This window comes from Pontixanthobacter aquaemixtae, from assembly GCF_009827395.1.
In the GTDB taxonomy this organism is placed as follows: Bacteria; Pseudomonadota; Alphaproteobacteria; order Sphingomonadales; family Sphingomonadaceae; genus Pontixanthobacter; species Pontixanthobacter aquaemixtae.
On the sequence record NZ_WTYX01000002.1, the window covers coordinates 218,528 to 244,527 of the forward strand.

At 59.3% G+C, this 26,000-nt stretch carries 24 protein-coding genes; 14 read left to right on the plus strand and 10 right to left on the minus strand.

Annotated features, from left to right (window positions below; genetic code table 11):
* The first annotated feature begins 91 nt into the window (after positions 1 to 91).
* The gene (locus GRI41_RS09980; protein ID WP_160604873.1) at positions 92 to 1,510 is read left to right on the plus strand and encodes a dihydrolipoyl dehydrogenase family protein; all 1,419 of its coding nucleotides are present in this window, start codon (positions 92 to 94) and stop codon (positions 1,508 to 1,510) included.
* Positions 1,507 to 2,508 carry a radical SAM protein gene (locus tag GRI41_RS09985; RefSeq protein WP_202388789.1) on the plus strand — a complete coding sequence of 334 codons (1,002 nt, stop codon included), beginning with the start codon at positions 1,507 to 1,509 and terminating at the stop codon, positions 2,506 to 2,508. Before GRI41_RS09980 ends, GRI41_RS09985 begins: the two co-directional genes overlap by 4 nt.
* A 9-nt stretch (positions 2,509 to 2,517) precedes the next feature.
* On the opposite strand, the gene GRI41_RS09990 is transcribed toward GRI41_RS09985, so the two are convergent.
* Together GRI41_RS09990 and mtnP are read right to left on the minus strand one after the other, a co-directional pair.
* Positions 2,518 to 2,769 (minus strand): hypothetical protein, encoded by a 252-nt coding sequence (locus GRI41_RS09990; protein ID WP_160604874.1) that lies wholly within the window; start codon positions 2,767 to 2,769, stop codon positions 2,518 to 2,520.
* A 68-nt stretch (positions 2,770 to 2,837) separates the two neighbouring features.
* On the minus strand, positions 2,838 to 3,704 hold the full coding sequence (gene mtnP / locus GRI41_RS09995; RefSeq protein WP_160604875.1) for an S-methyl-5'-thioadenosine phosphorylase: 867 nt from the start codon (positions 3,702 to 3,704) through the stop codon (positions 2,838 to 2,840).
* Positions 3,705 to 3,804: 100 nt separating this feature from the next.
* On the opposite strand from mtnP, the gene GRI41_RS10000 reads away from it, so the two are divergent.
* Together GRI41_RS10000 and GRI41_RS10005 are read left to right on the plus strand one after the other, a co-directional pair.
* On the plus strand, positions 3,805 to 4,212 hold the full coding sequence (locus GRI41_RS10000) for a baeRF12 domain-containing protein (RefSeq protein ID WP_160604876.1): 408 nt from the start codon (positions 3,805 to 3,807) through the stop codon (positions 4,210 to 4,212).
* Positions 4,213 to 4,374: 162 nt separating this feature from the next.
* Positions 4,375 to 5,388 (plus strand): serine hydrolase, encoded by a 1,014-nt coding sequence (locus tag GRI41_RS10005; protein WP_235901192.1) that lies wholly within the window; start codon positions 4,375 to 4,377, stop codon positions 5,386 to 5,388.
* Between the two features lie 122 nt (positions 5,389 to 5,510).
* Here GRI41_RS10005 and GRI41_RS10010 read toward each other — a convergent pair whose 3' ends face one another.
* Positions 5,511 to 5,762: a hypothetical protein gene (locus tag GRI41_RS10010; RefSeq protein ID WP_160604878.1), complete on the minus strand. Its 252-nt coding sequence runs from the start codon at positions 5,760 to 5,762 to the stop codon at positions 5,511 to 5,513.
* A gap of 262 nt (positions 5,763 to 6,024) precedes the next feature.
* Here GRI41_RS10010 and polA point away from each other — a divergent pair, with 262 nt between their 5' ends.
* Positions 6,025 to 8,880, plus strand: a complete 2,856-nt coding sequence (polA, locus tag GRI41_RS10015; RefSeq protein WP_160604879.1) for a DNA polymerase I — start codon at positions 6,025 to 6,027, stop codon at positions 8,878 to 8,880.
* Positions 8,881 to 8,963: 83 nt separating this feature from the next.
* Positions 8,964 to 10,043, plus strand: coding sequence for a mechanosensitive ion channel family protein (locus GRI41_RS10020; RefSeq protein WP_160604880.1), 1,080 nt, complete (start codon positions 8,964 to 8,966; stop codon positions 10,041 to 10,043).
* Between the two features lie 22 nt (positions 10,044 to 10,065).
* Here the strand turns inward: GRI41_RS10020 and GRI41_RS10025 are convergent, their stop codons facing one another.
* A complete protein-coding gene (locus tag GRI41_RS10025; protein ID WP_160605805.1) occupies positions 10,066 to 12,381 on the minus strand; it encodes a CDC48 family AAA ATPase in 2,316 nt (771 codons plus the stop codon).
* A 441-nt stretch (positions 12,382 to 12,822) separates the two neighbouring features.
* On the opposite strand from GRI41_RS10025, the gene GRI41_RS10030 reads away from it, so the two are divergent.
* The 7 genes from GRI41_RS10030 to GRI41_RS10060 all read left to right on the plus strand — a co-directional run bounded on the left by GRI41_RS10030 (position 12,823) and on the right by GRI41_RS10060 (position 18,064).
* Positions 12,823 to 13,530 carry a CoA transferase subunit A gene (locus GRI41_RS10030; RefSeq protein ID WP_160604881.1) on the plus strand — a complete coding sequence of 236 codons (708 nt, stop codon included), beginning with the start codon at positions 12,823 to 12,825 and terminating at the stop codon, positions 13,528 to 13,530.
* A gap of 15 nt (positions 13,531 to 13,545) precedes the next feature.
* The gene (locus GRI41_RS10035) at positions 13,546 to 14,598 is read left to right on the plus strand and encodes a hypothetical protein (RefSeq protein ID WP_160604882.1); all 1,053 of its coding nucleotides are present in this window, start codon (positions 13,546 to 13,548) and stop codon (positions 14,596 to 14,598) included.
* 3 nt (positions 14,599 to 14,601) lie between these two features.
* Complete coding sequence (locus tag GRI41_RS10040; protein ID WP_160604883.1) at positions 14,602 to 15,258, plus strand: 3-oxoacid CoA-transferase subunit B; 657 nt, start codon at positions 14,602 to 14,604, stop codon at positions 15,256 to 15,258.
* 2 nt (positions 15,259 to 15,260) lie between these two features.
* A complete protein-coding gene (locus GRI41_RS10045) occupies positions 15,261 to 15,722 on the plus strand; it encodes a hypothetical protein (protein ID WP_160604884.1) in 462 nt (153 codons plus the stop codon).
* Entirely contained in the window at positions 15,719 to 16,909 is a 1,191-nt protein-coding gene (locus GRI41_RS10050) for a CaiB/BaiF CoA transferase family protein (RefSeq protein WP_328600548.1), read from the plus strand. Before GRI41_RS10045 ends, GRI41_RS10050 begins: the two co-directional genes overlap by 4 nt.
* Positions 16,910 to 17,031: 122 nt before the next feature.
* On the plus strand, positions 17,032 to 17,577 hold the full coding sequence (locus GRI41_RS10055) for a GbsR/MarR family transcriptional regulator (RefSeq protein ID WP_160604885.1): 546 nt from the start codon (positions 17,032 to 17,034) through the stop codon (positions 17,575 to 17,577).
* A gap of 85 nt (positions 17,578 to 17,662) precedes the next feature.
* Positions 17,663 to 18,064 (plus strand): hypothetical protein, encoded by a 402-nt coding sequence (locus GRI41_RS10060; RefSeq protein WP_160604886.1) that lies wholly within the window; start codon positions 17,663 to 17,665, stop codon positions 18,062 to 18,064.
* Positions 18,065 to 18,140: 76 nt separating this feature from the next.
* On the opposite strand, the gene metK is transcribed toward GRI41_RS10060, so the two are convergent.
* The 6 genes from metK to hisS form a co-directional block, all read right to left on the minus strand.
* Positions 18,141 to 19,352: a methionine adenosyltransferase gene (gene metK / locus GRI41_RS10065; RefSeq protein ID WP_160604887.1), complete on the minus strand. Its 1,212-nt coding sequence runs from the start codon at positions 19,350 to 19,352 to the stop codon at positions 18,141 to 18,143.
* A 22-nt stretch (positions 19,353 to 19,374) separates the two neighbouring features.
* On the minus strand, positions 19,375 to 20,967 hold the full coding sequence (lnt, locus tag GRI41_RS10070; protein ID WP_160604888.1) for an apolipoprotein N-acyltransferase: 1,593 nt from the start codon (positions 20,965 to 20,967) through the stop codon (positions 19,375 to 19,377).
* Positions 20,968 to 21,006: 39 nt separating this feature from the next.
* Positions 21,007 to 21,690: a DUF4167 domain-containing protein gene (locus tag GRI41_RS10075; protein ID WP_160604889.1), complete on the minus strand. Its 684-nt coding sequence runs from the start codon at positions 21,688 to 21,690 to the stop codon at positions 21,007 to 21,009.
* Between the two features lie 243 nt (positions 21,691 to 21,933).
* Positions 21,934 to 22,758 (minus strand): peptide chain release factor N(5)-glutamine methyltransferase, encoded by an 825-nt coding sequence (gene prmC / locus GRI41_RS10080; RefSeq protein WP_160604890.1) that lies wholly within the window; start codon positions 22,756 to 22,758, stop codon positions 21,934 to 21,936.
* A complete protein-coding gene (gene prfA, locus GRI41_RS10085; RefSeq protein WP_160605807.1) occupies positions 22,755 to 23,822 on the minus strand; it encodes a peptide chain release factor 1 in 1,068 nt (355 codons plus the stop codon). The genes prmC and prfA overlap by 4 nt, the downstream gene beginning before the upstream one ends.
* 108 nt (positions 23,823 to 23,930) lie before the next feature.
* The gene (gene hisS, locus GRI41_RS10090) at positions 23,931 to 25,169 is read right to left on the minus strand and encodes a histidine--tRNA ligase (protein ID WP_160604891.1); all 1,239 of its coding nucleotides are present in this window, start codon (positions 25,167 to 25,169) and stop codon (positions 23,931 to 23,933) included.
* A 287-nt stretch (positions 25,170 to 25,456) separates the two neighbouring features.
* Between hisS and ppa the strand changes: the two genes are divergently transcribed.
* Positions 25,457 to 25,984: an inorganic diphosphatase gene (gene ppa, locus GRI41_RS10095; RefSeq protein WP_160604892.1), complete on the plus strand. Its 528-nt coding sequence runs from the start codon at positions 25,457 to 25,459 to the stop codon at positions 25,982 to 25,984.
* Positions 25,985 to 26,000 lie beyond the last annotated feature (16 nt).

The following is a 26,000-nucleotide window of genomic DNA, read 5'->3' on the forward strand; positions in this document are numbered from 1 at the left end:
CAGGCTATCAATCCAGGCCTTAAGTGCTTGGCATAAATGAGTTCGCCTTGCAGCATCAATTCGTTACAGTCGGAAAAAACCGGGGACTTCGATGAAATTCACACATGATGCCATCGTGATTGGCGGTGGGGCGGCCGGCCTGACCGCTGCGGGTGGCTGCGCGCTGTTCGGGCTGAAAGTCGCGCTGATCGAAGGTCACAAGATGGGCGGCGAATGCCTCAACAATGGCTGCGTCCCGTCTAAGGCGATCATCACCGCGGCCAAACGGGCGCAGGAAGCGCGCGAGGAAAAACGTTACGGCGTCCAACTGGCCGCGCCCAAAGTCGATTGGGGCGGCGTTCACAAACATATTCACGATGCCATCGCGCATATCGAACCGCACGATTCGAAAGAGACATTCGAAGAAATGGGCTGCGAAGTGATTCTCGCTTATGCGCGGATCACGGGCAAACATACGGTCGAAGTCGGCGGGCGAACGCTGAAGGCGCCGCGCATTGTCATCGCCACCGGATCGCAGCCCTTTGTCCCCCCGATCGACGGGCTGGACAGCGTGCCCTACCTGACCAACGAGAACCTGTTCGACCTGACCGAGCAGCCTCAACATCTGGTGATCATTGGCGGCGGGGTGATCGGGATGGAAATGGCGCAAAGTTTCCGCCGCTTGGGCAGCGACGTGACCGTGATCGAACCGGGCGAACCGATGGCGCGCGATGATCGCGAGTCGGTTCAGGTGGTCGTCGAGGTGATGAAAGAGGAAGGCGTCCGTTTCGTCACCGGCAAAGCCGAACGGGTTGAAGGCAGCGCGGGCAAGATCACCGTCCATACCGACAGCGGCGAAGCGATCAGCGGATCGCATTTGTTGATCGCGGTCGGGCGCAAGGCGCGTGTGTCAGGCTATGGGCTGGAAGAGCTGGGCGTTGCGCTGGGTAAGAACGGTATTGCTGTCGATGCGCGGCGCCGCACGTCGGTAAAAAGCATCTATGCGATCGGCGATTGCCGCGAAGGGCCGCGCCTCACCCATGTTTCTGGCTATGAAGGGTCTAACGTCGCGCTCGAAATCGTCACCGGTATCCCCACCAAAGTCGATTGGAAGGCCTTGCCGTGGTGCACCTATACCGAGCCCGAAGTCGCGCAGATCGGGATGACCGAACAGGACGCGAAGGAAAAATTCGGCGACAGGATTACCGTGATCAAGGAAGGGTTCGACCACAATGAACGCGCCATTGCAGAAGGATCAACCAAGGGGCATCTGAAGGTTATCCTGAAAGGCAAAAAGATCATCGGCGCGAGCATTTGCGGCAAGAATGCGGGCGAGTTGCTGCTGCCCTTCACCCAATCGATCACCGGCAAAAGCAGCAGCTTTGCCCTGGGGTCGGCGGTCATATCCTACCCGACCCGAAGCGAGATTTTGAAAGCGGCGGCATTTTCTGCGTGGGAGCCGACCGTGTTCGGATCGCTGCCCAAGAAATATGCCGCTTTCGTCGCCAAAATGCGCAGGACATTCAATTGAGCACCACCAGGAACCGCAGCGCATCGCGCAATGCGCCCACCGGCGCGTCCCCCTTTCAAGTGGAGGCCGATGCGCTTCCGCAGGAGAAATTCTCCGATCCGCTATGGACAGCCAAGGGCGAACGCCGCGCCTCGGTGCCGCTGGCGCGGCTTGAAACATTGTGGTTCAACACCGGCACGCTGTGCAATCTTGCCTGCGTCAATTGTTATATTGAAAGCAGCCCGACCAATGATGCGCTGGTCTATATCAGCCGCGATCATGTGCTGCGCTATCTAAGCGAGATCGCGGACAAAGCCATCGCCACACGGGAGATCGGCTTTACCGGCGGCGAGCCCTTTATGAATCCCGAATTCGTGCCCATGCTCACCGACACTCTGGAACGCGGTTTCGAGGCATTGGTGCTGAGCAATGCGATGAAGCCGATGCGGCGGCACGAGGCGGCGCTGCTCGAATTGAAGGAGCGTTTCGGGAACAAGCTGACCATTCGCGTCAGCCTCGATCACTACACCGAAAAAGCGCATGAGGCGGAACGCGGCGCGCGCAGCTGGGGGCCGGGCACAGACGGGCTGAAATGGCTGTCCGACAACAATTTCTCAATTGCGGTGGCCGGGCGGATGCTGCCGGGCGAAACCATGGAACAGGCCCGCGCGGGCTATGCCGGACTGTTTGCCGCGATGAATATCCGGATCGATGCAAGCGATCCGATGCAGCTGGTGCTTTTTCCCGAAATGGACGAGCACAAAGACATCGCCGAAATTACCACCGAATGCTGGGGCATTCTGGACAAGAACCCTGCCGATATCATGTGCGCCACCAGCCGCATGGTGGTGCATCGCAAAGGCGAAGAAAGCCCGCGCGTCGCGGCCTGTACGCTAATCCCCTATGATGACGGTTTCGATATGGGCGCGACGCTGGAAGAGGCGTCACGCGACGTGGCGCTCAATCACCCGCATTGCGCGCGGTTCTGCGTGCTCGGCGGGGCGAGCTGTTCGGCTTAGCAACTGCTATCATTCGGCCCCTGCAACAGCGATGACGAGCAAGAGGCTGGCAAGCAAGGAAGTTACACTTAGAAACCTGATTATGCGCACATTCCGCGAAACTTCGGGGTCGTCCAATAGCTTGTAATTGTTGCCGAACAGGAAAAGCCAATGGTTGTCGAGGTTGCCTTCAATCTCGTAAAACGTATCCGGGTGATGGTGCATTAGTCTCGCATTTAAGCTCCCTTGAAACCACATCACACCAAAGAAGCAGACAGCCATGATTACTACCGGTATCAAAACAGGAAGTTGCACAAGAGCTCCTTAGAAAGCTTCATTTGCCGGCCTGCTCACAAAACCCGCCCCGCCACGGCATCGAGCCTGGCAAGCATCGCCGGGTCGCGCGCATCCTCGCTGGTGATCAAGGCATAGTCGAGCACCGTGTCGAGCGGTGACGCTTTGCGCGTTTTCGGCAGCGCTTTGACAAATTCTTCGACCGTTTTGCGCGCAATTTCGCCATTGGCATTCATCTGCGCAATCACTTCGCTCACTTCGACGAAGGCGGCGTCTTCGCGCCAGCAATCATAATCTGTAACCATGCCGACCAGCGCGTAGGGCAGCTCTGCCTCGCGCGCCAATTTTGCCTCGGGCATTGCGGTCATCCCGATCACATTCGCGCCCCATTGGCGATAGAGATGGCTTTCCGCGCGGGTCGAGAATTGCGGGCCTTCCATCGCCAGATAAGTCCCCCCCTTGGTCACTTTACCGCCGGCTTTCTTCACCGCTTTCGCCGCCATTTCGGACATGCGATCGCACACCGGCTCTGCCATGGAGACATGCGCGACCATGCCGGTGCCGAAAAAGCTGGAAGCGCGCGTTTTGGTGCGGTCGATAAACTGGTCGACGGCGACAAAATGCCCCGGAGGCAATTCTTCCTGCAAGCTGCCGACCGACGATATGGCGAGCAAATCGGTACATCCAGCGCGTTTGAGCGCATCGATATTGGCGCGCGCATTCACCTCGCTGGGCGGGATGGCATGGCCGCGGCCATGGCGAGGAAGGAAGCGGACCTGCACATCGCCAATCCGGCCGCATAAAATCTCGTCAGAGGCTTCGCCAAAGGGAGAGTTCACCCTGATCCATTGCGCGTCTTCCAACGCATCGATCTGGTACAGGCCCGAGCCGCCGATAATTCCGAGAATCCATTTTTCCGTCATGAAGCGGTTCTAACATCAGTTGGATGGAGTGGAAATCACTTTGGCCGTGCAACGAATTGCGCGCTCATGCGTTGGTCTGCATGTAACTCGGGAGAATGCTATGAGATTGCCCCACAAGGCGCATATTGCCGTGGTAGACGGCGCAAATTTTGTCCTGATGCGGAATGAAGGAAAGCCCTTCGAGCCGCAGCTGAAACAGGTGGCCAAGCCGGAATTGACCGCCACCAATTTCAGCGCGGGGGTAAAGCATCAGGATGATGTCGGGCAAAGGAAAGGCGCGACCGATCTGGGCGAACTGGCCCATGCCGCTGCCGCAACCGAATGGCTCAACAGCAAAGCGATCGCAGGCTCAATCGATGAATTGCTGGTGATCGCAGACCCCAAAACGCTTGGTGAAATGCGCCGCCACTATCACTCCGAACTGGAAAAATGCGTGGTCGGAGAGATCGCCAAAACCATGACCGGCGAAACAACCAATCGCATCGAAAGTGTGATTATGGACGCCTAACGCAAGATTTGGTCGCCCCAGCGACACTTTTCATCGTTATTGTGCTTGCGCGCGCGAATCGCAGCCCGTTAAGGTTATCCAAACCATAATCGGGGTATTGCAGCGCATATGCGATTGAGATTCAGACATTTGGCGCGGCTTGGTGCCGCCTTGGCACCCGCAATGGCTATCGGCTTGGCAGCGGCCCAGCCCGTCCATGCGCAAACATCGGAATTCGAAGCATCCTTCGATGCTACATTTGGCACCCAAGCGCGGGCGCCCGACGATTTTGATGCGGTTTACGAAACCGGCAGCGAGCGCCGGATTGCGATGGCGGCCGATGGCGATATGGGCCGCATCGGTGTTGCCGCGATTGACCTTTCCACCGGCGACCGGATTTCGGTGCTGGGTGACCAGCGTTTTCCGATGGCAAGCACGAGCAAAGTCGCCATTGCCGCAACATTTCTTGCAGGGGTCGATCAGGGGCGGTGGAGCTTGACCAGCGAATATCCGCTGCTCATCCCGGTTCGCTCTGCCAAATATTCCACCCGCGTGGCACCGGTCCGCCACGGGAATTACATCACCGCGCAAAACCATCTGGAATTGATGATCAGCAAAAGCTGCAACGCCTGCACCGATGCGCTGCTGAAAGTCGTTGGCGGGCCCAGCGCGGTCAACGCATTCATGCGCAATGCCGGAATCCACGATTTCCAGCTGACCCGCGATATTGCCACGCTGGTGCGCGATGACGGCGAATTTGATCCAGTGGTCACAATCGATACGCGCGATAGCGCCAGCCCGAACGCGATGGTGAAACTGCTGGCCGATATTTATCAGGGCCGCTTGCTGAGCCCGCAAAGCCGCGCGATTTTGATGGATGCGATGCGCGGTACGACCACCGGGAAATACCGGATGCGTTCGTCGCTGCCATCTTCCGCCAATCTCGCGCATAAAACGGGCACTCTGACCCGCACTGCGAGCGATATCGGGATCTTCCACACACCCGATGGCCGGGCGATAGCCATTGCGATTTATGTGACCGGCCAGAGCAAGAATCTCGCCGACGAGTCGGCCAATAAGCGCCAGTCGCGGCGGCTTCGCGATGACCGGATTTCGACGATTGCGCGTGAGGTCTACAACGCCTTTTCCCGCCGCGGCCAGAACTGGACCAATTCGCAATACGGAACGGGTGGCTAATCTAATCCGGCAACAAGCGCGGCCCATTTGCGCGCGCTGGCCCTTGGCCATTTCATCCGGACAAAAAGAAAGGGCGGCACCTTGCGGTACCGCCCTTCTTTAATTCGCTAAGCGCGAAGAGCTTATTCAGCAGCTTCTTCAGCTTCTGCAGTTGCTTCTTCAGCAGCTTCTTCAACAGCTTCAACGCCTTCTTCAGCAGTTTCAGCAACAGCTTCGGTGCCTTCTTCAGCAGTTTCAGCAACAGCTTCCATGTTTGCTTCAGCGTCTGCAGCTACTGCGTCTGCAGTTTCGTCAACAGTTTCAGCAGTTTCCGAGCAAGCAGCCAGAGTCAGAGCGGCGCCGGCAGCTGCGGCAGCAAGTACGATCTTACGCATAATATTAATTCCTTAAACAGCGAGTGAATGTCGCAAGTCCCGAGAGGTTCCTGCGCGAAATCTCCCCCCTAGGACAGACTTCGTGATGCCTAAATAATGGCGGAAATGTGACCGCGCAAGAGGATTTGTGAAATATTTGCCTTTTTTTCGCCATATTTGGCCATGAATCGCAGAATTCCGCCATTTCGGGGTGTGAATAGAGCGGGGGATGGCGACCAATATCTAAGCTGACCGGACCGCTTGGCGCTGCTAAATGCGCCCTATGGCCGACAAAAACCACCTCTATCTCGTCGATGGCTCCGCCTATATCTTCCGCGCCTATCATCGGTTGCCGCCGCTAACCGATCCCGAAGGGACCCCGGTGGGCGCGGTTTATGGTTATACAACAATGCTTTGGAAACTGGCGGACGATCTCGACGCGGCGGAGGGTCCGACTCACCTTGCAGTGATTCTCGACAAGTCGGGGCGCTCTTTCCGCAATGATATCTATCCGGAATATAAGGCGAATCGTCCCCCTGCCCCCGAGGATCTGGTTCCCCAATTTCCGCTGATTCGCGATGCGACTCGCGCTTTCAGCCTCGAATGTATCGAGGAAGAAGGGCTGGAGGCCGATGATCTGATCGCCTCCTATGCGCGCAAGGCCGCTGCCGATGGGTGGGATGTGACCATTGTCTCTTCCGACAAGGATCTGATGCAGCTGGTCAGCGAAGGCGACGATAGCACCGGCCGTATCGACATGCTCGATACGATGAAGAACCAGCGCATTTCGATTCCCGAAGTGGAGGAAAAATTCGGCGTCGGTCCCGAACTGGTGGGCGATGTTCTGGCGCTGATGGGCGATACGGCGGACAATATTCCGGGCATTTTCGGTGTCGGGCCGAAGACGGCAACCAAGCTGATCCAGGAACACGGCAACCTGACCGCGGCGCTCGATTCGGCGCCCGACATGAAAAAGTCCAAGCTCAAAGAGAGGCTGCTTGAACATCGCGCCGATGCCGAACTCAGCCGCGTGCTGGTGACGCTCAAGGAAGATTGCGATTTGCCGGTCGCGCTGGAGGATTTCAAACTGGACGGCGTGCCGCCAGAACCGCTCGCGGCGTTTCTCCAGAAGCACGGGTTTACCAGCCTGCTGCGCCGTCTTGATGCGGGCAGCGGCAGCCCCGAACGCCCGACAAATCTGAATCCGGCCAAGCCGGTAACCGCCGGGGTTGCTGGCGACGAACATGGCAACCGGCAGGATGTGCCCGAAATGCCTGCGGTTGATCGTTCAGCCTATGAATGCGTGCAGGATCGCGCCGCGCTCGATCGCTGGATCGAAAAATGCCTCGCCGCGCGGATCGTTGCGGTCGACACCGAAACCAGCGGGCTCGATGCGATGCAGGCGGAATTGGTGGGGATCAGTCTGGCCACCGGGCCGAATGAAGCATGCTATATCCCGCTCGCACATCACAATGAAGGCGGCGGCGGCAGCGATATGTTTGCCGAGAAACCAAAGCAGATCGATCGCGATGAAGCGCTGGAGGCATTGCGAGCGATGCTGGCGAGCGATTCGGTGATCAAGATCGGGCAGAACATCAAATATGATCTCAATGTTCTGGCGCGCTATGGTGTCGAGGTCACGCCCATCGATGACACGATGATTATCAGCTTCGCGCTCGATGCCGGGCGCGGCGAAGCCGGCATCGGGGGCGGCCACGGGATGGATGAATTGTCCGTCCGCCATCTCGGCCACACGCCGCTATCGTTCAAGGAGATTTGCGGCACCGGCAAGAAAGCGATCCCGTTTGGCGAAGTCGCGCTGGACCGCGCAACCGAATATGCCGCCGAAGATGCCGACGTTACCTGGCGCCTGCACAAACATTTGAAACCGCGTCTGGCGATTGAAGGCGGGAGCAAAGTCTATGAGCGCGTTGATCGCCCGTTGATCCCCGTTGTTGCGCAGATGGAGCGGCACGGGATCAAAGTTGATCACGCGCAGCTGGCCAAATTGTCCGGCGATTTCGCCACCGAAATAGGCAAGCTGGAAACGCAGATCCATCAGGATGCGGGCGAAGAGTTTACCATTGGCAGCCCCAAACAGCTGGGCACGATCCTGTTCGAAAAGCTCGGCCATAAGGGCGGGCGCAAGGGCAAGAGCGGGCAATATTCGACCGACCAGTCGGTGCTGGAAAAGCTCGCCGGTGACGGCGCGGAAATTGCCACGCGGGTGCTCGAATGGCGCCAGCTGAGCAAGCTCAAATCCACCTATACCGATGCGCTGCAAGCCGCGATCAATCCCGAAACGGGCCGCGTGCACACCAGTTACAGCCTGGTCGGTGCGCAAACCGGGCGGCTGTCATCGACCGACCCGAACTTGCAGAATATCCCGATCCGCACAGAGATCGGGCGGCAAATCCGCGAAGCGTTTGTGGCCGAGCCGGGCAATGTCCTGCTGGCTGCCGACTATTCGCAGATCGAATTGCGTCTGGCCGCGCATATGGCCGATGTCCCCTCGCTCAAAGAAGCGTTCAAAGAGGGGGAGGACATTCACGCGCGCACCGCCAAGGAAATGTATGGCGAAGTTGACCGTGACACGCGCGCCAAAGCCAAGACCATCAATTTCGCGATCCTCTATGGCATTTCGCGCTGGGGCCTTGCGGGGCGGCTGGGCGTTGAACCGGACGAGGCGCAGGAAGTGATCGACACCTATTTCGCGCGCTTTCCCGGTATCCAGAATTACATTTCCGAAACGCTGATGGCGGTAAAGGAACGCGGCTATTCGGAAACGCTGTTCGGGCGCAAAACATGGTTCCCGCGGATCAATTCAAAGAACCAGGCCGAACGCCAGGGCAGCGAACGCGCGGCGATCAATGCGCCGATCCAGGGCACCAGCGCCGATATCATCAAGCGCGCCATGGCCCGGATGATGCCCACGCTGGACGATGCCGGTTTGGGCCATGTGAAAATGCTGCTGCAAGTGCATGACGAACTGGTCTTCGAATTGCCCGAAGGCGATGTCGAAGCCGCCAGCACGGTGATCGAGAAAGTGATGGCAGAGGCGGCCGAACCCGCGGTGAAACTGTCCGTTCCGCTGGGTATCGACATCGGTTCGGGAAACAGTTGGGGCGCCGCGCATTAGGATAGTATGCCCCCACCAACGCGCACGCTGACGTGCCCGTTTGATAACCCCCTTTAACCGCTGACACCGAAACGAGCGCATTTATGTTTGATCGATTCCACCCTTCCAACTGGACCATCGCATGGGACGAGGTCACGATAGCCGCGATTGCCCTGACCATTGCGGTGATCGTCGCCTATCTGTTGTACCGGGTGGTTTTCACGATTTTGGGCCGCGTAACCAGAATGTCCGAAACAACATCGGACGAGCTGGTGTTGGAACGCATCCGGCGGCCGATCAAATGGTCGCTGATCGCCATTGCAATTACCGTGGTGGCGCAAGGCAATGACTCGCTCGCCTTTGTGTGGGAGCCGGTGGCGCGGTTCGTCCGCCCCGCTCTGCTCGGGTGGATCGTCTATACGCTGGTCAAAGCGTTCACCGCGGCGATGGAAATCAGGTTGGAGGCATCGGACGATCCGGTTGCCGTGCGCAGCCGCCGCACGCGCATTTCGATCCTGTCGCGCACCGCGACTTTCGCGATTGTCTTCATCACCGTCGGCCTGATGCTGTTCAGTATTCCCAGCGTGCAAAGCATCGGGACCACTCTTCTCGCCTCTGCCGGTCTCGCCGCATTGGCAGTGGGCGCAGCAGCGCAGCCCACGCTCAAATCGCTGATCGGCGGTTTGCAGATTGCGCTGACAGAGCCGCTGCGGATCGGAGATCTGGTGGTGATCGATGGCCATACCGGCCGCGTCGAAGAAATCCGCATGAGCTTTCTGACAGTGCGGACATGGGATGAACGCGCGATCATCGTCCCCACCGGCAGCGTGCTCGATTCCACCTTTGAAAACTGGTCGCGCAAAAGCGAGAAGCTGACCGGCCCGGTCATGCTGCATCTGGACCCGGCCACGCAGATCGAACCGATCCGCAAGGAGTTCCTGCGCTTCATCGACACGCAAGAGGAATGGGACCAGCGCACTGCGGCCCTGCTGATGACCGAAGCCTATCCCGAAAGCATCGAACTGCGCCTTTCAATGAGCGCGCGGACCATCGCCGATCTGTTCGCGTTGCGCTGCGCCGTGCGCGAACATATGATCGAGTGGCTGCGCGAGGAATTGCCCGACGCGCTGATCCGTCACCGGCTTGAAGTGCCCAACGGCCATCCCAAGGCGGGCGAGCCCTAGGGCCAGAGCATCACGCCGCTGGCTACTCCACCCCGCCGTGTTTTTTATCGCGCGTCGGTTCGATCATCCCGTCATGGACAAAGCCAATCGGATTGACCTGCGCCGCGCGCTTTTTCAGCTCGCCGCGCATCTTCTTGTATTCCGTTTCCATCTGGTTGGTCACGGTCGCGCGTGAATCCTTGAGAGCTTCGGCGAAATCGCCGGCATTCACTTCTTTCACGTCGCTCCCGGCCCGGCGCAGGGCGTTGAGGCCGGCGCGGCGAACCACATCTTCCAGATCGGCGCCGGTGAAGCGATCGGTTTTCGCGGCGATGTCCGCCAGGCTCACATCATCGGCAAGCGGCATATCCTGCGCATGGATGCCCAATATCTGCTCGCGGCCCGGCTTGTCGGGCGTGCCGACATAGACCAGTTCGTCGAACCTTCCCGGGCGCAGAAGTGCCGGATCGACCAGAGTCGGACGATTGGTTGCACCGATGACAATCACCGATTGCAGTTCTTCCAGCCCGTCCATTTCGGCAAGGATCGTATTGACCACGCGCCCTGTGACTTGCGGTTCGCCCTGCCCGCTGCCGCGCGCGGGGACGAGACTGTCAATCTCGTCAATGAACACGACGCAGGGCGCGACGGAGCGGGCACGCTGGAACATGCGGGCGATTTGCTGTTCGCTTTCGCCGTACCACTTGCTCAAAAGGTCAGAGCTTTTCATCGAAATGAAATTGGCTTCGCCTTCCTTGGCAACCGCTTTGGCGAGCAAGGTCTTGCCGGTACCGGGCGGGCCATAGAGCAGAAAGCCCTTGGCCGCGCGGATGCCCAGGCGTTCGAATGCATCGGGGTTCTTGAGCGGCAGCTCGATACCCTCTTGCAGCTTCTCGATTGCGTCATCGACGCCGCCAATATTGTCCCACCCGACATTGGGCACTTGCACCATAACTTCACGCATCGCCGAAGGCTGCACGCGTTTGAGCGCTTCGAAGAAATCTTCGCGGGTGACACATAATTCGTCGAGCACATCTTGCGGAACGGTGCGCGCATCCAGATCAAGCTTGGGCATGATCCGGCGAACCGCCTCTATCGCGGCTTCGCGCGCCAGAGCGGCAATATCGGCCCCGACAAATCCATGCGTGGTCTTGGCCAGTTCGGTCAGATTGACTTTATCACCCAAAGGCATGCCGCGCGTATGGATGGCCAGAATTTCGCGGCGGCCCTTCTCGTCGGGCACACCGATCACGATCTCGCGATCGAAGCGGCCGGGGCGGCGCAGCGCCTCGTCCATCGCATCGGGGCGATTGGTGGCTGCGATCACGACAAGGTTCGAACGCGCTTCCAGCCCGTCCATCAAAGTCAGCAATTGCGCGACCAGCCGCTTTTCCGCTTCGCCGGGGGTCTGCGTGCGTTTGGGCGCGATCGAGTCGATCTCGTCGATAAAGATTATTGCAGGGGCAACGCGGGTTGCCTCTTCGAAGACTTCGCGCAGTTTCTTTTCGCTTTCGCCATAGCCCGATCCCATGATCTCGGGGCCGTTAATGGTGAAGAACTCTGCATCGCTTTCATTGGCCACCGCTTGCGCCAGCCGGGTTTTGCCCGTTCCCGGCGGACCGTGGAGGAGAACGCCCTTTGGCGGATCGACACCAAGCCGGGTGAACAATTCGGGATAGCGCAGCGGCAATTCGACCATTTCGCGCAATTGCTTGATCGTATCGCCAATGCCGCCAACATCGTCATAATTCACGCCCGCACGCGCATCGCGCGGCTCTTCAAATTCGGCGCGCAATTCGACTTCGGTTTCTTCGTCGATATGGACGATACCCTTGGGCACGGTCGAAACCACGCTGAGGCGGATCTGGGTCAGCGCATAGGCAGGCGCGTTGAACATGCGCTGCACATCCGCGGGCATGTTCTGCACCGGCTGCTGTCCGGTCGTTGCCACAAGGTCGCCCGCGACAACGGGCTTGCGGAAGAAATTGCGCTTGAGCGCTTGCGACGGGCCCTGCAGCCGCATCTCGCGTTGTGCAGGTGCGAAGACGACGCGCTTTGCGGGCTTCGATTTGGCCGCAACAATCTGGACATGTTCGCCCGATGCCGCTTCGGCATTGCCGCGCTGCAGACCGTCGAGCCGGATGACATCAAGCGACTGGTCTTCATCATAAGCGCCCATTGCCACCGCCACAGTGCTGCGTTTGCCGGTGATTTCGACCACATCGCCTTCGGTGATTCCCAGCGCCTGAAAGGCAGAGCGCGGCATCCGGGCTATGCCCTGTCCGCTTTCTTCCTGCCGCGCGGCTGCCACTTGCAATCGAGCCGTCTTTTCCTTTGCCGCCGCGTCTTTTTTCGCCATCAAGCACCCGTTCCGTGAATCATATTATGTGTTTGCAAGCCTCTAGCTAGGAACAGCGCGCGTCCGATGCAAATGGCGATTTGACGCCCCTGCCCGCAACGCGGACAAAAAAAGGCCCGGTCGTCGCCGACCGGGCCTGAAAAAGTTTGGGAGAGGATGCCTAAAAGGCCCGTCCTAAATGGGGCAAATTGATTTATGCTGCAAGTGCGAAAAGAGCATTGATTGTTGCAAAAGATGCAACTGGTCTGGCGCACAAAGCAATCCGGCTCAAATGCTTTAGGCCCTATGGCTAACGATCAGCTTGCCGGGCGAAAGGGCACAGCGCGTGATCCATCGGGCCCATCGCTTGATGACAGGCGCGCGGCCAATCGCTATGCGCAAATACTGCAATTCCAGACCGGTAGCCCGCTTGCGCAGGCTTGCCGAAACCCAAGGTGATTTATGCAAAAAATCTTTCCCGACGCCAAATCCGCGCTCGACGGTATTCTGCACGATAACATGCTGATTGCGTCTGGCGGTTTCGGCCTGTGCGGAATTCCCGAACGGCTGCTCGATGCCATTCGCGACAGCGGGATTACCGGGCTGACATTCGCCAGCAACAATGCCGGGATCGACAATGAAGGTATCGGCAAGCTGTTGCGCACCAAGCAGGTCAAGAAGATGATCGCGTCCTATGTTGGCGAGAACAAGGAGTTTGAACGCCAATATCTTGCCGGCGAGCTCGAAGTCGAATTTTGCCCGCAAGGGACGCTGGCCGAACGGATGCGCGCGGGCGGCGCAGGCATTCCCGGCTTCTACACCAAGACCGGCGTCGGCACGCAGGTGGCAGAGGGCAAAGAAGTCAAAAGCTTCAATGGCGAGGATTATATTCTCGAACACGGACTGTTCGCGGATCTGGCGATCGTCAAAGCGTGGAAAGCCGATGAAACCGGCAATCTCGTGTTCCGCAAAACCGCGCGCAATTTCAATCTCCCCGCGGCGACATGCGGCAAAATCTGCGTAGTCGAAGTCGAAGAGGTGGTCCCCAACGGAACGCTCGATCCCGATTCGATCCATTTGCCCGGCGTCTATGTCCAGCGGATGATCGTGGGTGCGCCATATGACAAGAAAATCGAATTCCGCACTGTGCGCGAGCGCGAGGCCGCCTGACGGACGATGCGCGACATGGGCCGGTCACTCTTCCGATTTGCGCTGATCGCGGCAAGCCTGCCCTTGCTTGGCGGCTGCGTGGCGGCGCTGGTGCCGGTGGTGGCCAGCGGCACATTGATCGGCAAGCAGCAGCTGGATGACAAGGAAGAAGATGGCGAAATCGCTGCAGAAGAAATCGCGGCGGTAGAGCCGGAGCAAATGCCCGAACCGGCACCGGTTGCGGCGGCAACACCGGCTGCGCCAGAACCGCCCGCGGACCCGGTCGAAACCGCAGCAGGCGAGCTGCCACCGGCGGAGGGCGAAGCGCCTTCATCCGAAATGGCCGCGCAGGACGCGCCAACCGAAGATGCATCGAGCGAAGATGCGCCAACGGTGGCAACCGCTTTCGCTGACATACCCGCTTCTACCCCGACCATAGAGCCCCCTACTTCGCAAGCGCCGGTTGCAACGGCAGAACCTACTGCCCCCGAGGTGACAAGGCCTTCGCCCCCGCCTGGCCCGACCGATTTGCGCGCCTATGATGCGCTCTATTCCTATGTCGAATCGCAGGCGCGGCGCGATCCGGTGGAAAGTTCGCGGCAATCGGCCATTCTGGCATCGCCCGGATCGCTCAGCCCGCAGCGCACCGATTGCAGCATTCGTCCGCCCGCAGTTCTGTTCGATCTCGACTATGGCGACCAGCCTTTCGACACATCGAAAACGCCGCGCGCCAATCCCGCTCTGGCGGGGATTCTGGCCGCGATGCGCCTGCAGGAGATCGAGATATTCTGGATTTCGGAGCAATCCGCGATTGCCGCGGGCTCCATTCGCAAAGCGTTGGTTGCCAGCGGGCTCGACACGCAGGGCCGCGACGGATTGCTGCTGATGCGCCGTTCGGATGATCGCAAGCAATCGCGCCGCCGCGAACTTTCCGAAACGCATTGCCTGCTCGCCATCGGGGGCGACCGGCGCGCGGATTTTGACGAATTGTACCTTTATCTCAAAGATGAAAATACCGCCCAACCGCTGGAAGAGCTGATCGGTGCCGGGTGGTTTATAACTCCATTACCTCTGACCGAAGGACCCTAAGACATGGCCAATGAAGCCGCAGGCTGGACCCGCGATCAAATGGCAGCACGCGCTGCGCAGGAATTGCAGGATGGATATTATGTCAATCTCGGCATCGGCATCCCCACGCTGGTCGCCAACCATATTCCCGGCGGCATGCAGGTAACGCTGCAATCGGAAAACGGGATGCTGGGCATCGGCCCCTTCCCTTACGATGACGAGGTGGATGCCGATCTGATCAATGCCGGAAAGCAGACGATCAGCGAGCTTCCTCATTCGGCCTATTTCGATAGCGCAGCCAGCTTCGCGATGATCCGCGGCGGGCATATCGATCTGACCGTGCTGGGCGCGATGGAAGTCGCGGAAAATGGCGACATCGCAAACTGGATGATCCCCGGCAAAATGATCAAAGGGATGGGCGGCGCGATGGATCTTGTCGCGGGGGTGAAGAAGATCATCGTGGTGATGGATCACGTCAGCAAAGCGGGCGATCCCAAATTCATTCCCCAATGCACTTTGCCGCTGACCGGCCAGAATGTGATCGATATGATCATCACCGATCTTTGTGTGTTTCACAGGCCCGATCACGACAGCCCGTTCAAACTGATCGAACTGGCGCCGGGAGTGACCGCCGATGAAGTGGCCGCAAAGACCACCGCGAAATACGAGGTGGCGCTGTAAGCATGGGGCGCGTTCCAGCCAATGAGGGAACGCCCTGGCTCATTGGCGGAGCGTGGCTGTCACTCGCAGCATCGCTTCTCCATATCCTTTGCATCTTCGGCGGAGAGAAGTGGTATCGCTTCTTCGGCGCGGGCGAGGAAATCGCCATGGCCGCAGCGCGCGGCGAAATCTGGCCGCATATAATGACGCTCGGCATCGCGGCTGTACTGGCGATCTGGGCGCTGTTCGCCTTTTCCGGCGCGGGAAAATTTGCGCGCCTTCCGCTTCTGCGGACTGCGCTGGTCCTGATATCCGCGATCTACCTGCTGCGCGGCTTGGCCCTGGTCCCGCTGCATCTGTGGAAGCCAGAGCTCACCGATGCTTTCACATTTTGGTCCTCACTCGTGGTTCTGGCCTATGGCATTGCTTATGGCGTGGGGACTTGGAAAGCATGGCCTGCCATGTCTGGCGGGAGCGGCCGGTGAAGTGGCTGCAAAAAAGGCGGCCCACTGCGAAGCCCGATCCCGCCGCTCGCAACACGCCTCTGGCGGGGCTCCGCGTGCTCGAGCTGGCGCGCGTCTTGGCGGGCCCGTGGGTTGGCCAGACGCTGGCCGATCTGGGCGCCGAAGTGATCAAGATCGAAAGCCCCGAAGGCGATGGAACCCGTCAATGGGGTCCGCCCTGGGTCGAGCGTGAAGACGGCGCTCGCGAGGCAGCCTATTACCATGCCTGCAATCGCGGAAAGCGGTCTATCGTTGCCGATTTTAACGACGCGGGAGACTGCGCCGGCGTGCACCATTTGTGCGAACAGGCCGATGTTATTATCGAGAATTTCAAGCCCGGCACGCTGGCGCAGTGGATGCTCGATTATGACAGCGTGTCCTATTCCAATCCGGGCGTCATCTATTGTTCGATCACCGGCTTTGGCCAGGATGGCCCGCGCAGGAACGAGCCGGGCTATGATTTTGTCGTGCAAGCGATGAGCGGAATGATGTCGATCACCGGCGAACCGGATGGCGAACCGATGAAAATGGGCATTTCCATCTCCGATCTCACTTGCGGCCTCTATTCGACCATCGCGGTCCAGTCAGCGTTGCTGATGCGCGAGCGCACGGGGCGCGGCCAGCATATCGATATGTCGCTGCTCGACTGTTCGGTGTCGCTGCTGGCCAATCAGGCAGCGAGCTATTTTGCAAGCGGAGAGAACCCAGCACGCAAAGGCAACGCCCATGCGCAGGTGGTGCCCTATGGTGTGTTCGAAGTATCCGATGGGGCAGTGGTCCTCGCCCCCGCCAATGACAAGCTGTTCAAAGCATTAATGCGGGTCCTCGAGCGGCACGATCTCGCCGAGGATGCGCGTCTGGCGGCTAATGAAGGCCGGATCGAACATCGCGACTGGCTCGAGGCCGAGATTGCGCGCGAGGTCAAGGAATGGACCAAGGACGCTTTGCTGCGCCATTGCCAGCAGGCCGGTGTCCCCGCCGGGCCGATCAACAATCTGGATGAAGTGTTCGCTGATCCGCAAATACAGGCGCGCGGAATGAAGCTGGATCTGCCGGGCGGACTATCCGGCCTGCGCAGCCCGTTCCGCTTTTCCGATGCCGAAATGGATGTGGGCAAGCCATCGCCCCGTATCGGGCAGCATCAGGACAAATGGGACTTCAGCAGCTGAGCAGTTGAGCGCCGCAGTACAATCGCCCGCATCCACGCCCGCTTGATCTAGAACGCACAGACAATGCGCTTGACATTCAACTCCCGAACAGTCATTTCTGTTTTTACAGAAATAGGTGACAGATGAGTCCTCTGCTCGAAATACCCGAAGTGAAGTCCTTCATTCTCCATTGGGGGGAAATGGGCAGCCAGTGGGGCGTCAACCGTTCGGTCGCGCAGGTTCATGCGCTGCTCTATCTGTCAGATCGCCCGATGCATGCCGAAGAAATCACTTTGGGTTTGAACCTGGCGCGGTCGAATATTTCCAATGCTCTGAAAGAGTTGCAATCCTACGCAATCGTCCGCCGCGTCCATGTCGAAGGCGACCGGCGCGATCATTTCATCGCCGAGACCGATCTGTGGGATATGCTGATGAAAATCACCGCCGAACGGAAGAAGCGCGAGATCGATCCGACCATCCAGATGCTGGGCGAGCTGACCGAGCAGATGGACGGGCGATCCGATGTGCCCGCCCATGTGCGCGAGAAGATCGCGCGGATGCATGATTTCATCGGCACGTTGGCGCATTGGTATGATGATGTTCGCGCATTGCCCAAATCCACTTTGGTCACGCTGATGAAGCTGGGATCCAAAGTTGCCCGCTTGCTGCCGGGCAAGAAATCCACCTGAACCCCTGACTGAAAGGAGGCGCATCCGGCCATACACCAATCACATCCAACAATTTCACAATTTACAGAAATAACAGGAGTTAAAGATGGCTATTCAAACTGTAAGCTACGCGCTTTATCTGGCGATCAGCATCGGCCTGACCATCTGGGTCGCGCGGACTTTGTCAAAGAATGGCGAAGTGTTCCTGACCGACTGTTTCGGCCATGACGAAGTACTAGCGCGGTCAACCAACCATCTGTTGGTTGTCGGTTTCTATCTCGTCAATCTCGGCTTTATCCTGTTAGCGCTGCGCTTTGGAGAGCCACCGGCAGACATGATCGGGGCGATCCGGTTCCTGTCCAGCAAGATCGGATTGGCGGTTGTGGTGCTGGGCGTCATGCACTTCTTCAACATGAACGCGATTGCAAAATTCGGCCGGAAAGTGGGAACATGGTTCCGCGAAGGCCAATGGCAACAAGGCGCTATGAGCGCTGAAAAAGCCGGCTAAGCGCCGCGCATAAAGAAAAACGGGCGGCCCGCCAAAACGCGCCGCCCGATTTCTGTTGTCTGTAAGCCGCGCAGCTTTAAGCGAATGCGGCTTTCAAATCGTCAATCAAATCGGTCCGTTCCCACGGGAAGCAATCGCCGTCAGGCGTCCGCCCGAAATGCCCGTAAGCGGCGCTGACCCTATAAATCGGCTTGTTGAGACCCAGATGGGTGCGGATCGCGCGCGGGGTAAGGCCGCCGAGCTTTTCGATCGAGCCAATCGCCTTTTCCAGATCGGCATCGTCGTGGCTGCCGGTGCCATGCGTATCGACATAGAGCGACAGCGGTTCGGACACGCCAATCGCATAAGCGAGCTGGATCGTGCAGCGCGTTGCGAGGCCGGCGGCAACGATATTCTTGGCCAGATAGCGGGTGATATAGGCTGCCGACCGATCCACTTTGGTCGGGTCCTTGCCGCTGAATGCGCCGCCGCCATGCGGAGCCGCACCGCCATAGGTATCAACGATGATCTTGCGGCCGGTCAGGCCCGCATCGCCATCAGGGCCGCCAATGACAAAAGACCCGGTCGGGTTGATGTGCCATGCGGTATCGCCCGATAGGAAACCGTCGGGCAGAACGCCGCCGACAACCGATTTCACATAGGCTTTGAGTTCGGCTTCTTTCTCGCCATTGTCATAGCCTTCGGCATGCTGGGTCGAAACCACAACCGCGGTACAGGCGACCGGTTTGCCATCCTTATAACGCAGCGTGACCTGGCTCTTGGCATCGGGTTCGAGGAAAGGCGCTGTGCCATCCTTGCGGTCTGCCGCCATCTGTTCGAGAATCTTGTGGCTGTAATCAATCGGCGCGGGCATCGAGTCGGGCGTTTCATCGCAGGCATAGCCGAACATGATGCCCTGATCGCCAGCGCCTTCATCCTTGTTGCCGCTGGCATCAACGCCCTGCGCGATATGCGCAGACTGGCCGTGCAGATGATTCTCGAATGTCAGCGTTTTCCAATGGAAGCCGTCTTGTTCATAACCGATTTCGCGAACCGTGTTGCGAACGGTTTCTTCGATTTCCTGTTCGACACCCTGCGCCCAGTTGCCATCTTTATCCATGATCCCCTGGCCGCGAATTTCGCCAGCCAAAACAACCCGCTGCGTTGTCGTCAAGGTTTCACACGCAACGCGTGCTTCGGGATCTTTCGACAGAAACAGATCGACAATCGCATCAGAAATTTGGTCCGAAACCTTGTCGGGATGGCCTTCGGAAACGCTTTCCGAAGTGAACAGATAATCGCTACGCATAATGCCTCATATAAAGAAATCTTTATGTCTGCGACGCGTAGTAGCGGCGACGCAACCGAGTGGCAACCAGCGAAAGGGCAATTGTCAGAATTGCCCAGCCCAATGGCAGCCAATTGCCCAGCCGGGCAAACAGGGTGGGCGCTTTCGCTGGCGGCACAAATCCGTCGATACGCGCATCGCGGCGCATTCCGATATGGCTGCGCACGATACCGTTGGCATCGATCACCGCGCTGATTCCGGTTGTTGTGGAGCGCAGCACCGGCAGCCCTTCTTCAATCGCGCGCATCCGCGCCTGCCCGAGATGCTGCGGCGGCCCCCACGCCCCGAACCAACCGTCATTCGAAGGATTGAAGATGTAATCCGGACGGCTTTCGCGGTCGACAACTTCGCCCGAGAACACGATTTCGTAACAGATCTGCACCCCGGCCTTGCCCCAATCGCCCAGCTGGAGCGTTTGCGGGCCGGGCCCCGGCCAGAAATCGATGCTTCCTGCCACCAGCCGCGTCGCGCCGAGCGGTTCGAGCAGCCAGCGCAGCGCAAGATATTCGCCGTAAGGAACCAGATGCGCCTTGTCGTAACCGGCAACAATCTCGCCCTGTTCGTTGATCGCGGTAACTGCGTTGCGCGCGCCCGCGGCGCGGCCGTTCTCGATTTCCAGATCGACCGCTCCGGTCAGCAGCAAACCGCCTTCGCCGGCAACGCGGCCCAGCCGGTAACGGGCAAAGGCGGGGTCTCCTCTGACCGTCATCTGCTCATAATATCGCTGCGGATAGCCATCGCGAATATAATCGGGAACGCCCGATTCGGGCCATAGCAGCAAGCGCTTGTCCACTTCGCGCCGCTTGCGCGACAGCAACGCCGCGCGGACAAAATGCCCTTCGAACATGCCGGGATCGTTGAGCTCTTCCTGGCGAATATCGGGCTGCACCAGAGTAAAGGCGATGGTGCCTTCAACCTGCGCCGGTGCCGGTAAATACATCAAAGCCGCCAATGCCACGCCGCCGGAAGCAGCCAGTGCCAGCTTTCGTGCCATCACCAGTGCGAGCAGCGCGCCCGCCATCGCGACGACAAGGCCCGACAGCGCATAGGTGCCCAGCCATGGGAGAAGAATCGCGGCGCCGGGGGAGGAAAACGGACCGAGCAGGATCAGACCGAGCGGATCCCACGCATAGCCGGTGAACACCCAGCCCCTGAGCCATTCGGTAATCGTCCAGCTTCCCGCGAGCACAAGCGAAACCGTCAGCAAACCGGCCTTGCGCGTTACAAACTTGGTCAGCAGGCATGCCAAGGCGGGATAGACCGCCAGATAGAGCGAGAGCAGCGGCACCGCTGCCCACCCCAAGGCCGTGGGCATTTCCGCCTGATAGGTGAAGGCGGTGGCGATCCAGTTATTGGCGAGAGTGAAATGGGCGATGCCGAAAATCCACCCGCGCATCGCGGATTCGCGCAGCGTATCGGCGCTGTGGACCAGCCACACCAATCCAGCGATTGCCAGCAAAGCGGGCGGCCATAAGGCCAGCGGCGGAAAGCCGGTCGCGGCGAGCAATCCGAACGCCAAGGCCGACCAGCGCGGGTGTTGGGAAATGACCCCGGCCAGTTTCGCGAGAGCGTCCATTGCCTTGCTCTCCCGCTTGTGTGCTCCGCTCATCAGCTTTTAGCTGACGGCTTCAGCGGCTCCGTCTGCGTCGCCTTCGGCCGCTTTGCGGCGGCGCAATACGCGCTTCGGCTTGGGTGCATCCTCGCCCCCGCTGTCCGCACCGATTGCTGGCGGAAGCGCGGAAACATCGAATTCGCCTTCGTCAAAGGCGGGTTTCTTGGCAGCACGCGGCTTGCGCGCCCGTTTGGTCTCGCGTTCCGGCGCGTCGTCTTCGCCGGAATCGTCATCATCGTTGCCCGATTTCGGCTTGCGGCCACGGCCATTGGCCTTGCCCCGATCATTGGCGCGATCATTGGCCCGATCATTGGCATCCTCATCGGACTGGTCATCGCGGCGAGAGCGCGAGCGCCGGTTGTTCTTGCGTCCGCCCTCTTCATCATCCGAATCATCATCCGAATCCCCGCGTTCTTCCTGACGCTTCGCCCGCGCTTCTTCCTGGCGCGCCTTGTTGTCGGCGATCACGCGGAAATAATGGTCGGCAAACTGGAGATAATATTCGGCCTGCACGCGGTCATCATTATGCGCCGCGTCCTGCGCAAGCTTCTTGTATTTATCAAGCAATTGCGGGGCGTTGCCCCGTGCCCGGTTATCGACCCGGTTATGCTGGTTCGGATTGCCGCCCTGATTGCGGTTGTTGTGGCGACCGCCACGGCGACGATTATTATTACGATTGTTATTCAAGGAAATCTCTTCCCGGTAACGACCCTTGGTGACGATTAACCGTCTACCCGGCCAAATAAGCTTACCGCGCGCGCTGTATCACGATGCACGGCGCCCCAATTGCATTTTACCTGTTTCCGGTCGCATATGCGCCAAAGCGCAGGCCGTTCGCAAATGGTGGAGCTAGCCCGGAGTAGAAGCGAAATCGCCTTCAACCGCCGGTCTGATGAACGGGGTAATGCCTGATTCGTCCTTTGCCAAGCCCTATCTTAGCAAGAGCGCGCGTGGCCTGTGGGCAAGATCGCGGTGCAATTCGGCAGAAAATCCTGCTTCGCGCGCAATTTCGCTCACCTGGCCATCCTGCGTGTGGCCAATTTCGAGGATCGCAATCCCGCCATCGGTCAGCAATTGGCGCAATTGCGGTAAGATAATCTGGTAATCGCGCAATCCATCCTCGCCCGCGAACAGCGCCTGCGCCGGTTCAAATTCGCGCACCGACCGGTCGAGATCGGCATCCACTTCCACATAGGGCGGGTTGGCGACAATCACATCGAACAGGCCAAGCCCGTCGGTCCAGTCCGCGTCATGCCAGCTTTGGTGGAGAATATGCGCGCGGTCCGCCGTGCCGAGCCGCGCCGCATTCGCCGCGGCAATCGCGATTGCCCCCAGCGAAGCATCGATCCCGACACCTTGCGCCGCGGGCATTTCGGCCAGCAATGTCAGCAGCAGCGCCCCCGAACCGGTGCCCAGATCGAGCACGCGCGCAGCGGGCGGACTATGGGCCAGCGCCACGTCGATGATCGTCTCGCTATCGCCGCGCGGTATCAGGACATCGGGCGTCACCAGAAAATCGCGCCCGTAAAATTCCTGCCGTCCCAGAATATAGGCAATCGGTTCGTGATGCAGACGGCGCTGCAGCAGACGACTGAAACAGGCCGGAACCTGCAAATCGCCCGCGCGCAGCAGCATGTCGGAGCGGGATATTTCCAGCGCCTCTGCCATCAACAATTCGGCATCGAGCCTTGCGGTGTCGGATATGCTCGCCAGCTCTTTCGCAGCATCGCGCAGGGCGGCTGCCACGCTGCTCATGAATCGAGCGCGGCGAGCCGCTTCGCCTCGTCTTCAGCAATCAGCGCATCGACCAGTTCGGTCAGCCCCGCCCCCTCCAGCACTTCGGGCAGCTTGTGCAGAGTCAGCCCGATCCGGTGATCGGTCACGCGGCCTTGAGGGAAATTATAGGTACGGATGCGTTCGCTGCGATCGCCGCTGCCGACCATCGCCTTGCGCGCCTCTGCCTCTGCCCCATGCGCTTCGGCGCGCTTCAGATCATAAAGCCGCGTGCGCAGCACCTGCATCGCTTTATCGCGGTTCTTGTGCTGGCTGCGCTGGTCCTGCTGGATCACAACAAGGCCGGTGGGGATATGCGTCAAGCGTACCGCGGAATCGGTGGTGTTGACGTGCTGCCCGCCAGCGCCCGAGGCGCGATAAATATCCACTTTCAGATCGTTCGGATCGATCTGCACATCGACTTCATCGGGTTCGGGCAGCACCGCCACGGTGGCCGCAGATGTGTGGATGCGCCCGCCGCTTTCGGTCACCGGCACGCGCTGCACGCGGTGGACACCGCTTTCGAATTTCATCTTGGCGAACACGCCGGTGCCCGTGACGTTGGCGACCACTTCCTTGAAACCGCCAACTTCGGACGCGCTCATGCTGACCGGCTCGACTTTCCAGCCCTGCTCGGCGGCGAATTTTTCGTACATGCGGTAAAGATCACCCGCGAACAGAGCCGCTTCATCGCCGCCGGTTCCCGCGCGGATTTCCAGCATAGCGGGGCGGCTATCGGCGCTGTCACGCGGCAACATCGCAATCGCCAGAGTGCGCTCTTTGCCCGGCAGGCTGGCGCGCAATTCATCCAGCTCTTCCTCCGCCATCGCTTTCATTTCGGGATCGGACAGCATGTCTTCCAGCCCGGAAATTTCCTCGCGGATCGCGGCGACTTCGCTGGCGATTTTGGCCACCGGTTCCAGCTCCGCATAGTCGCGGCTGGCCTGGACAAACGCCTCCCCCTCAAGCGTGCCCGACGCCATCCGCGCTTCGAGCTCGGCGAAGCGGTTGGTGATTTGCAGCAGACGTTCGGCGGGTATTTGCATTACTTCTTCTCTAATCGTCATTCCCGCGAAAGCGGGAATCCAGAATGGACGGCGGTGGCTCCGCCGTGGATCCCCGCTTTCGCGGGGATGACGGGATATGGAGTTGGTTCATTTGTATTCAGGGAGCGTCTCAAACACACGTGGGTCCGAACTGTCATCACCGCTAATACTGTGTCCCATCTCGGTTTGCAGAGAGATGATCGTGCCGGGTGATCGCTTAACAGCTTTGTCATATCGTTTGCGCAGTGAACCACTCGCAATCATTTCACTAGACAAACCGGCTTCCCGAAGGCGGCGTAGTGCTGCAGTCGCCTCGGAGGTGCGCCCGTCGTCTTCAACCACAATTATGACAACCGCTGGAGGTTCTACTCTCTCCCCCACCAACATCGCCAGCCGCTCGATCCCCGCAGCCCAGCCGACCGCAGGTGTCGCCGGGCCGCCCAGATTTTCGATCAGCCCGTCATAGCGCCCGCCGCCCAGCACCGTGCTCTGGCTGCCCAGCGCGTCGGCAGAGGCGCTGCCTTCATCGGGAATAAATTCGAACGCGGTGTGGCGATAATAGTCGAGCCCGCGCACGAGCGCTTCGGCGCGTTTCCATTTTACGCCAGCTGCATCGAGCCCGCTGGTCACCGCGTCGAAAAATGCGGCCGCTTCATCCGACAGAAAATCATCAATCTTGGGCGCATCGGCAAGAAACGGCCGGTCGCGGCGATCCTTGCTGTCGAGAATGCGCAGCGGGTTCTTTTCCAGCCGCTCCTGCGAATCCTCGCTCAGATCGCCCTTCACTGCACTAAAGTAATCGACCAGCGCCGCGCGCCACGCTTCGCGGCTTTCCCCGTCGCCCAGCGTGTTGAGATGCAGCGTCACATCCTCGATCCCCAGCTCTTTCAAAAGCTGATCGGCCATGGCCAGCAATTCGACATCGGCCTGCGGTTCGCCCGCGCCGATAATCTCTGCATCGATCTGGTGGAATTGCCGGTAACGGCCCTTTTGCGGGCGTTCATATCGAAACAGCGGGCCGTGCGTGGCGAGTTTGAGCGGCGCGTGCTGCTGCCAGCCATTGGTCAGGAAAGCGCGCGCAATCCCGGCGGTAAATTCGGGCCGCAAGGTCAGCGATTCGCCGCCGCGATCATCGAAAGAATACATTTCTTTCGACACCACATCGGTGGTTTCGCCCAATGATCGGGCGAAGACTTCGGTTTTTTCGAACACCGGCATTTCCGCGCGGCGGAAGCGGTAGAGCTTGCGCACGCGTTCAAAGGTCTCGACGACAAAGGCGAAGCCTTCCGCATCGGGGCCGAAAATATCCTGCGTTCCGCGGATGGCCTTGGGAGTGTTTTTACTCATGGCGCGCGATTAGGGGGTGGCGGCGATTTCTGCAATCGTCTGTCTGGATTGTATCTCGCGGAAAAACGGCCTCGACCCGTCGCGAAGCGGCAACAATAAATCCTCACACCAAGACACAAAGGCATGAACATGCCCGAGCGCGCCTCAACCGAGCAAACCTCCTTTGTGTCTTCATGCCTTCGTGTGAGTTAAAATTGCGGCTTCGCCGCGGACGCATTGATCTTAAGTGTAACCCATCGCAATTTCTCTTTCGCACTTGCAGCAATTCTCCTAAGGGCGCTTGCATTATGGATATCAGCAAGATCACCGTTGGCGATAACCCGCCCGAAAGCCTCAACGTCATCATCGAAGTGCCCACCGGCGGCGAACCGGTGAAGTACGAATTCGACAAGCAATCGGGGGCATTGTTTGTCGACCGCATCCTCCACACCCCGATGCGCTATCCCGCCAATTACGGCTTTGTCCCGCACACGCTTTCACCCGATGGCGACCCGCTGGACGCGCTGGTCATTTCGCGCAGCCCGTTTATCGCCGGCTGCGTGGTGCGCGCGCGGCCGATTGGCGTGCTCAATCTGGAAGACGAGCATGGCGGCGATGAAAAGCTGATCTGCGTGCCGGTCGACACCACCTTCCCCTATTATTCCGATGTCGGCGAAACCAAGGATTTGCCGTCAATCATTTTCCAGCAAATCGAACACTTCTTCACCCATTACAAAGACCTGGAGCCCGAAAAGTGGGTGCGCGTGGGCAATTGGGGGGATGCCGAAGAAGCAAAGCGGATCGTGCTGGAATCGATTGAACGGGCGAGCAGTTAAGCGGGAACAATTAGGC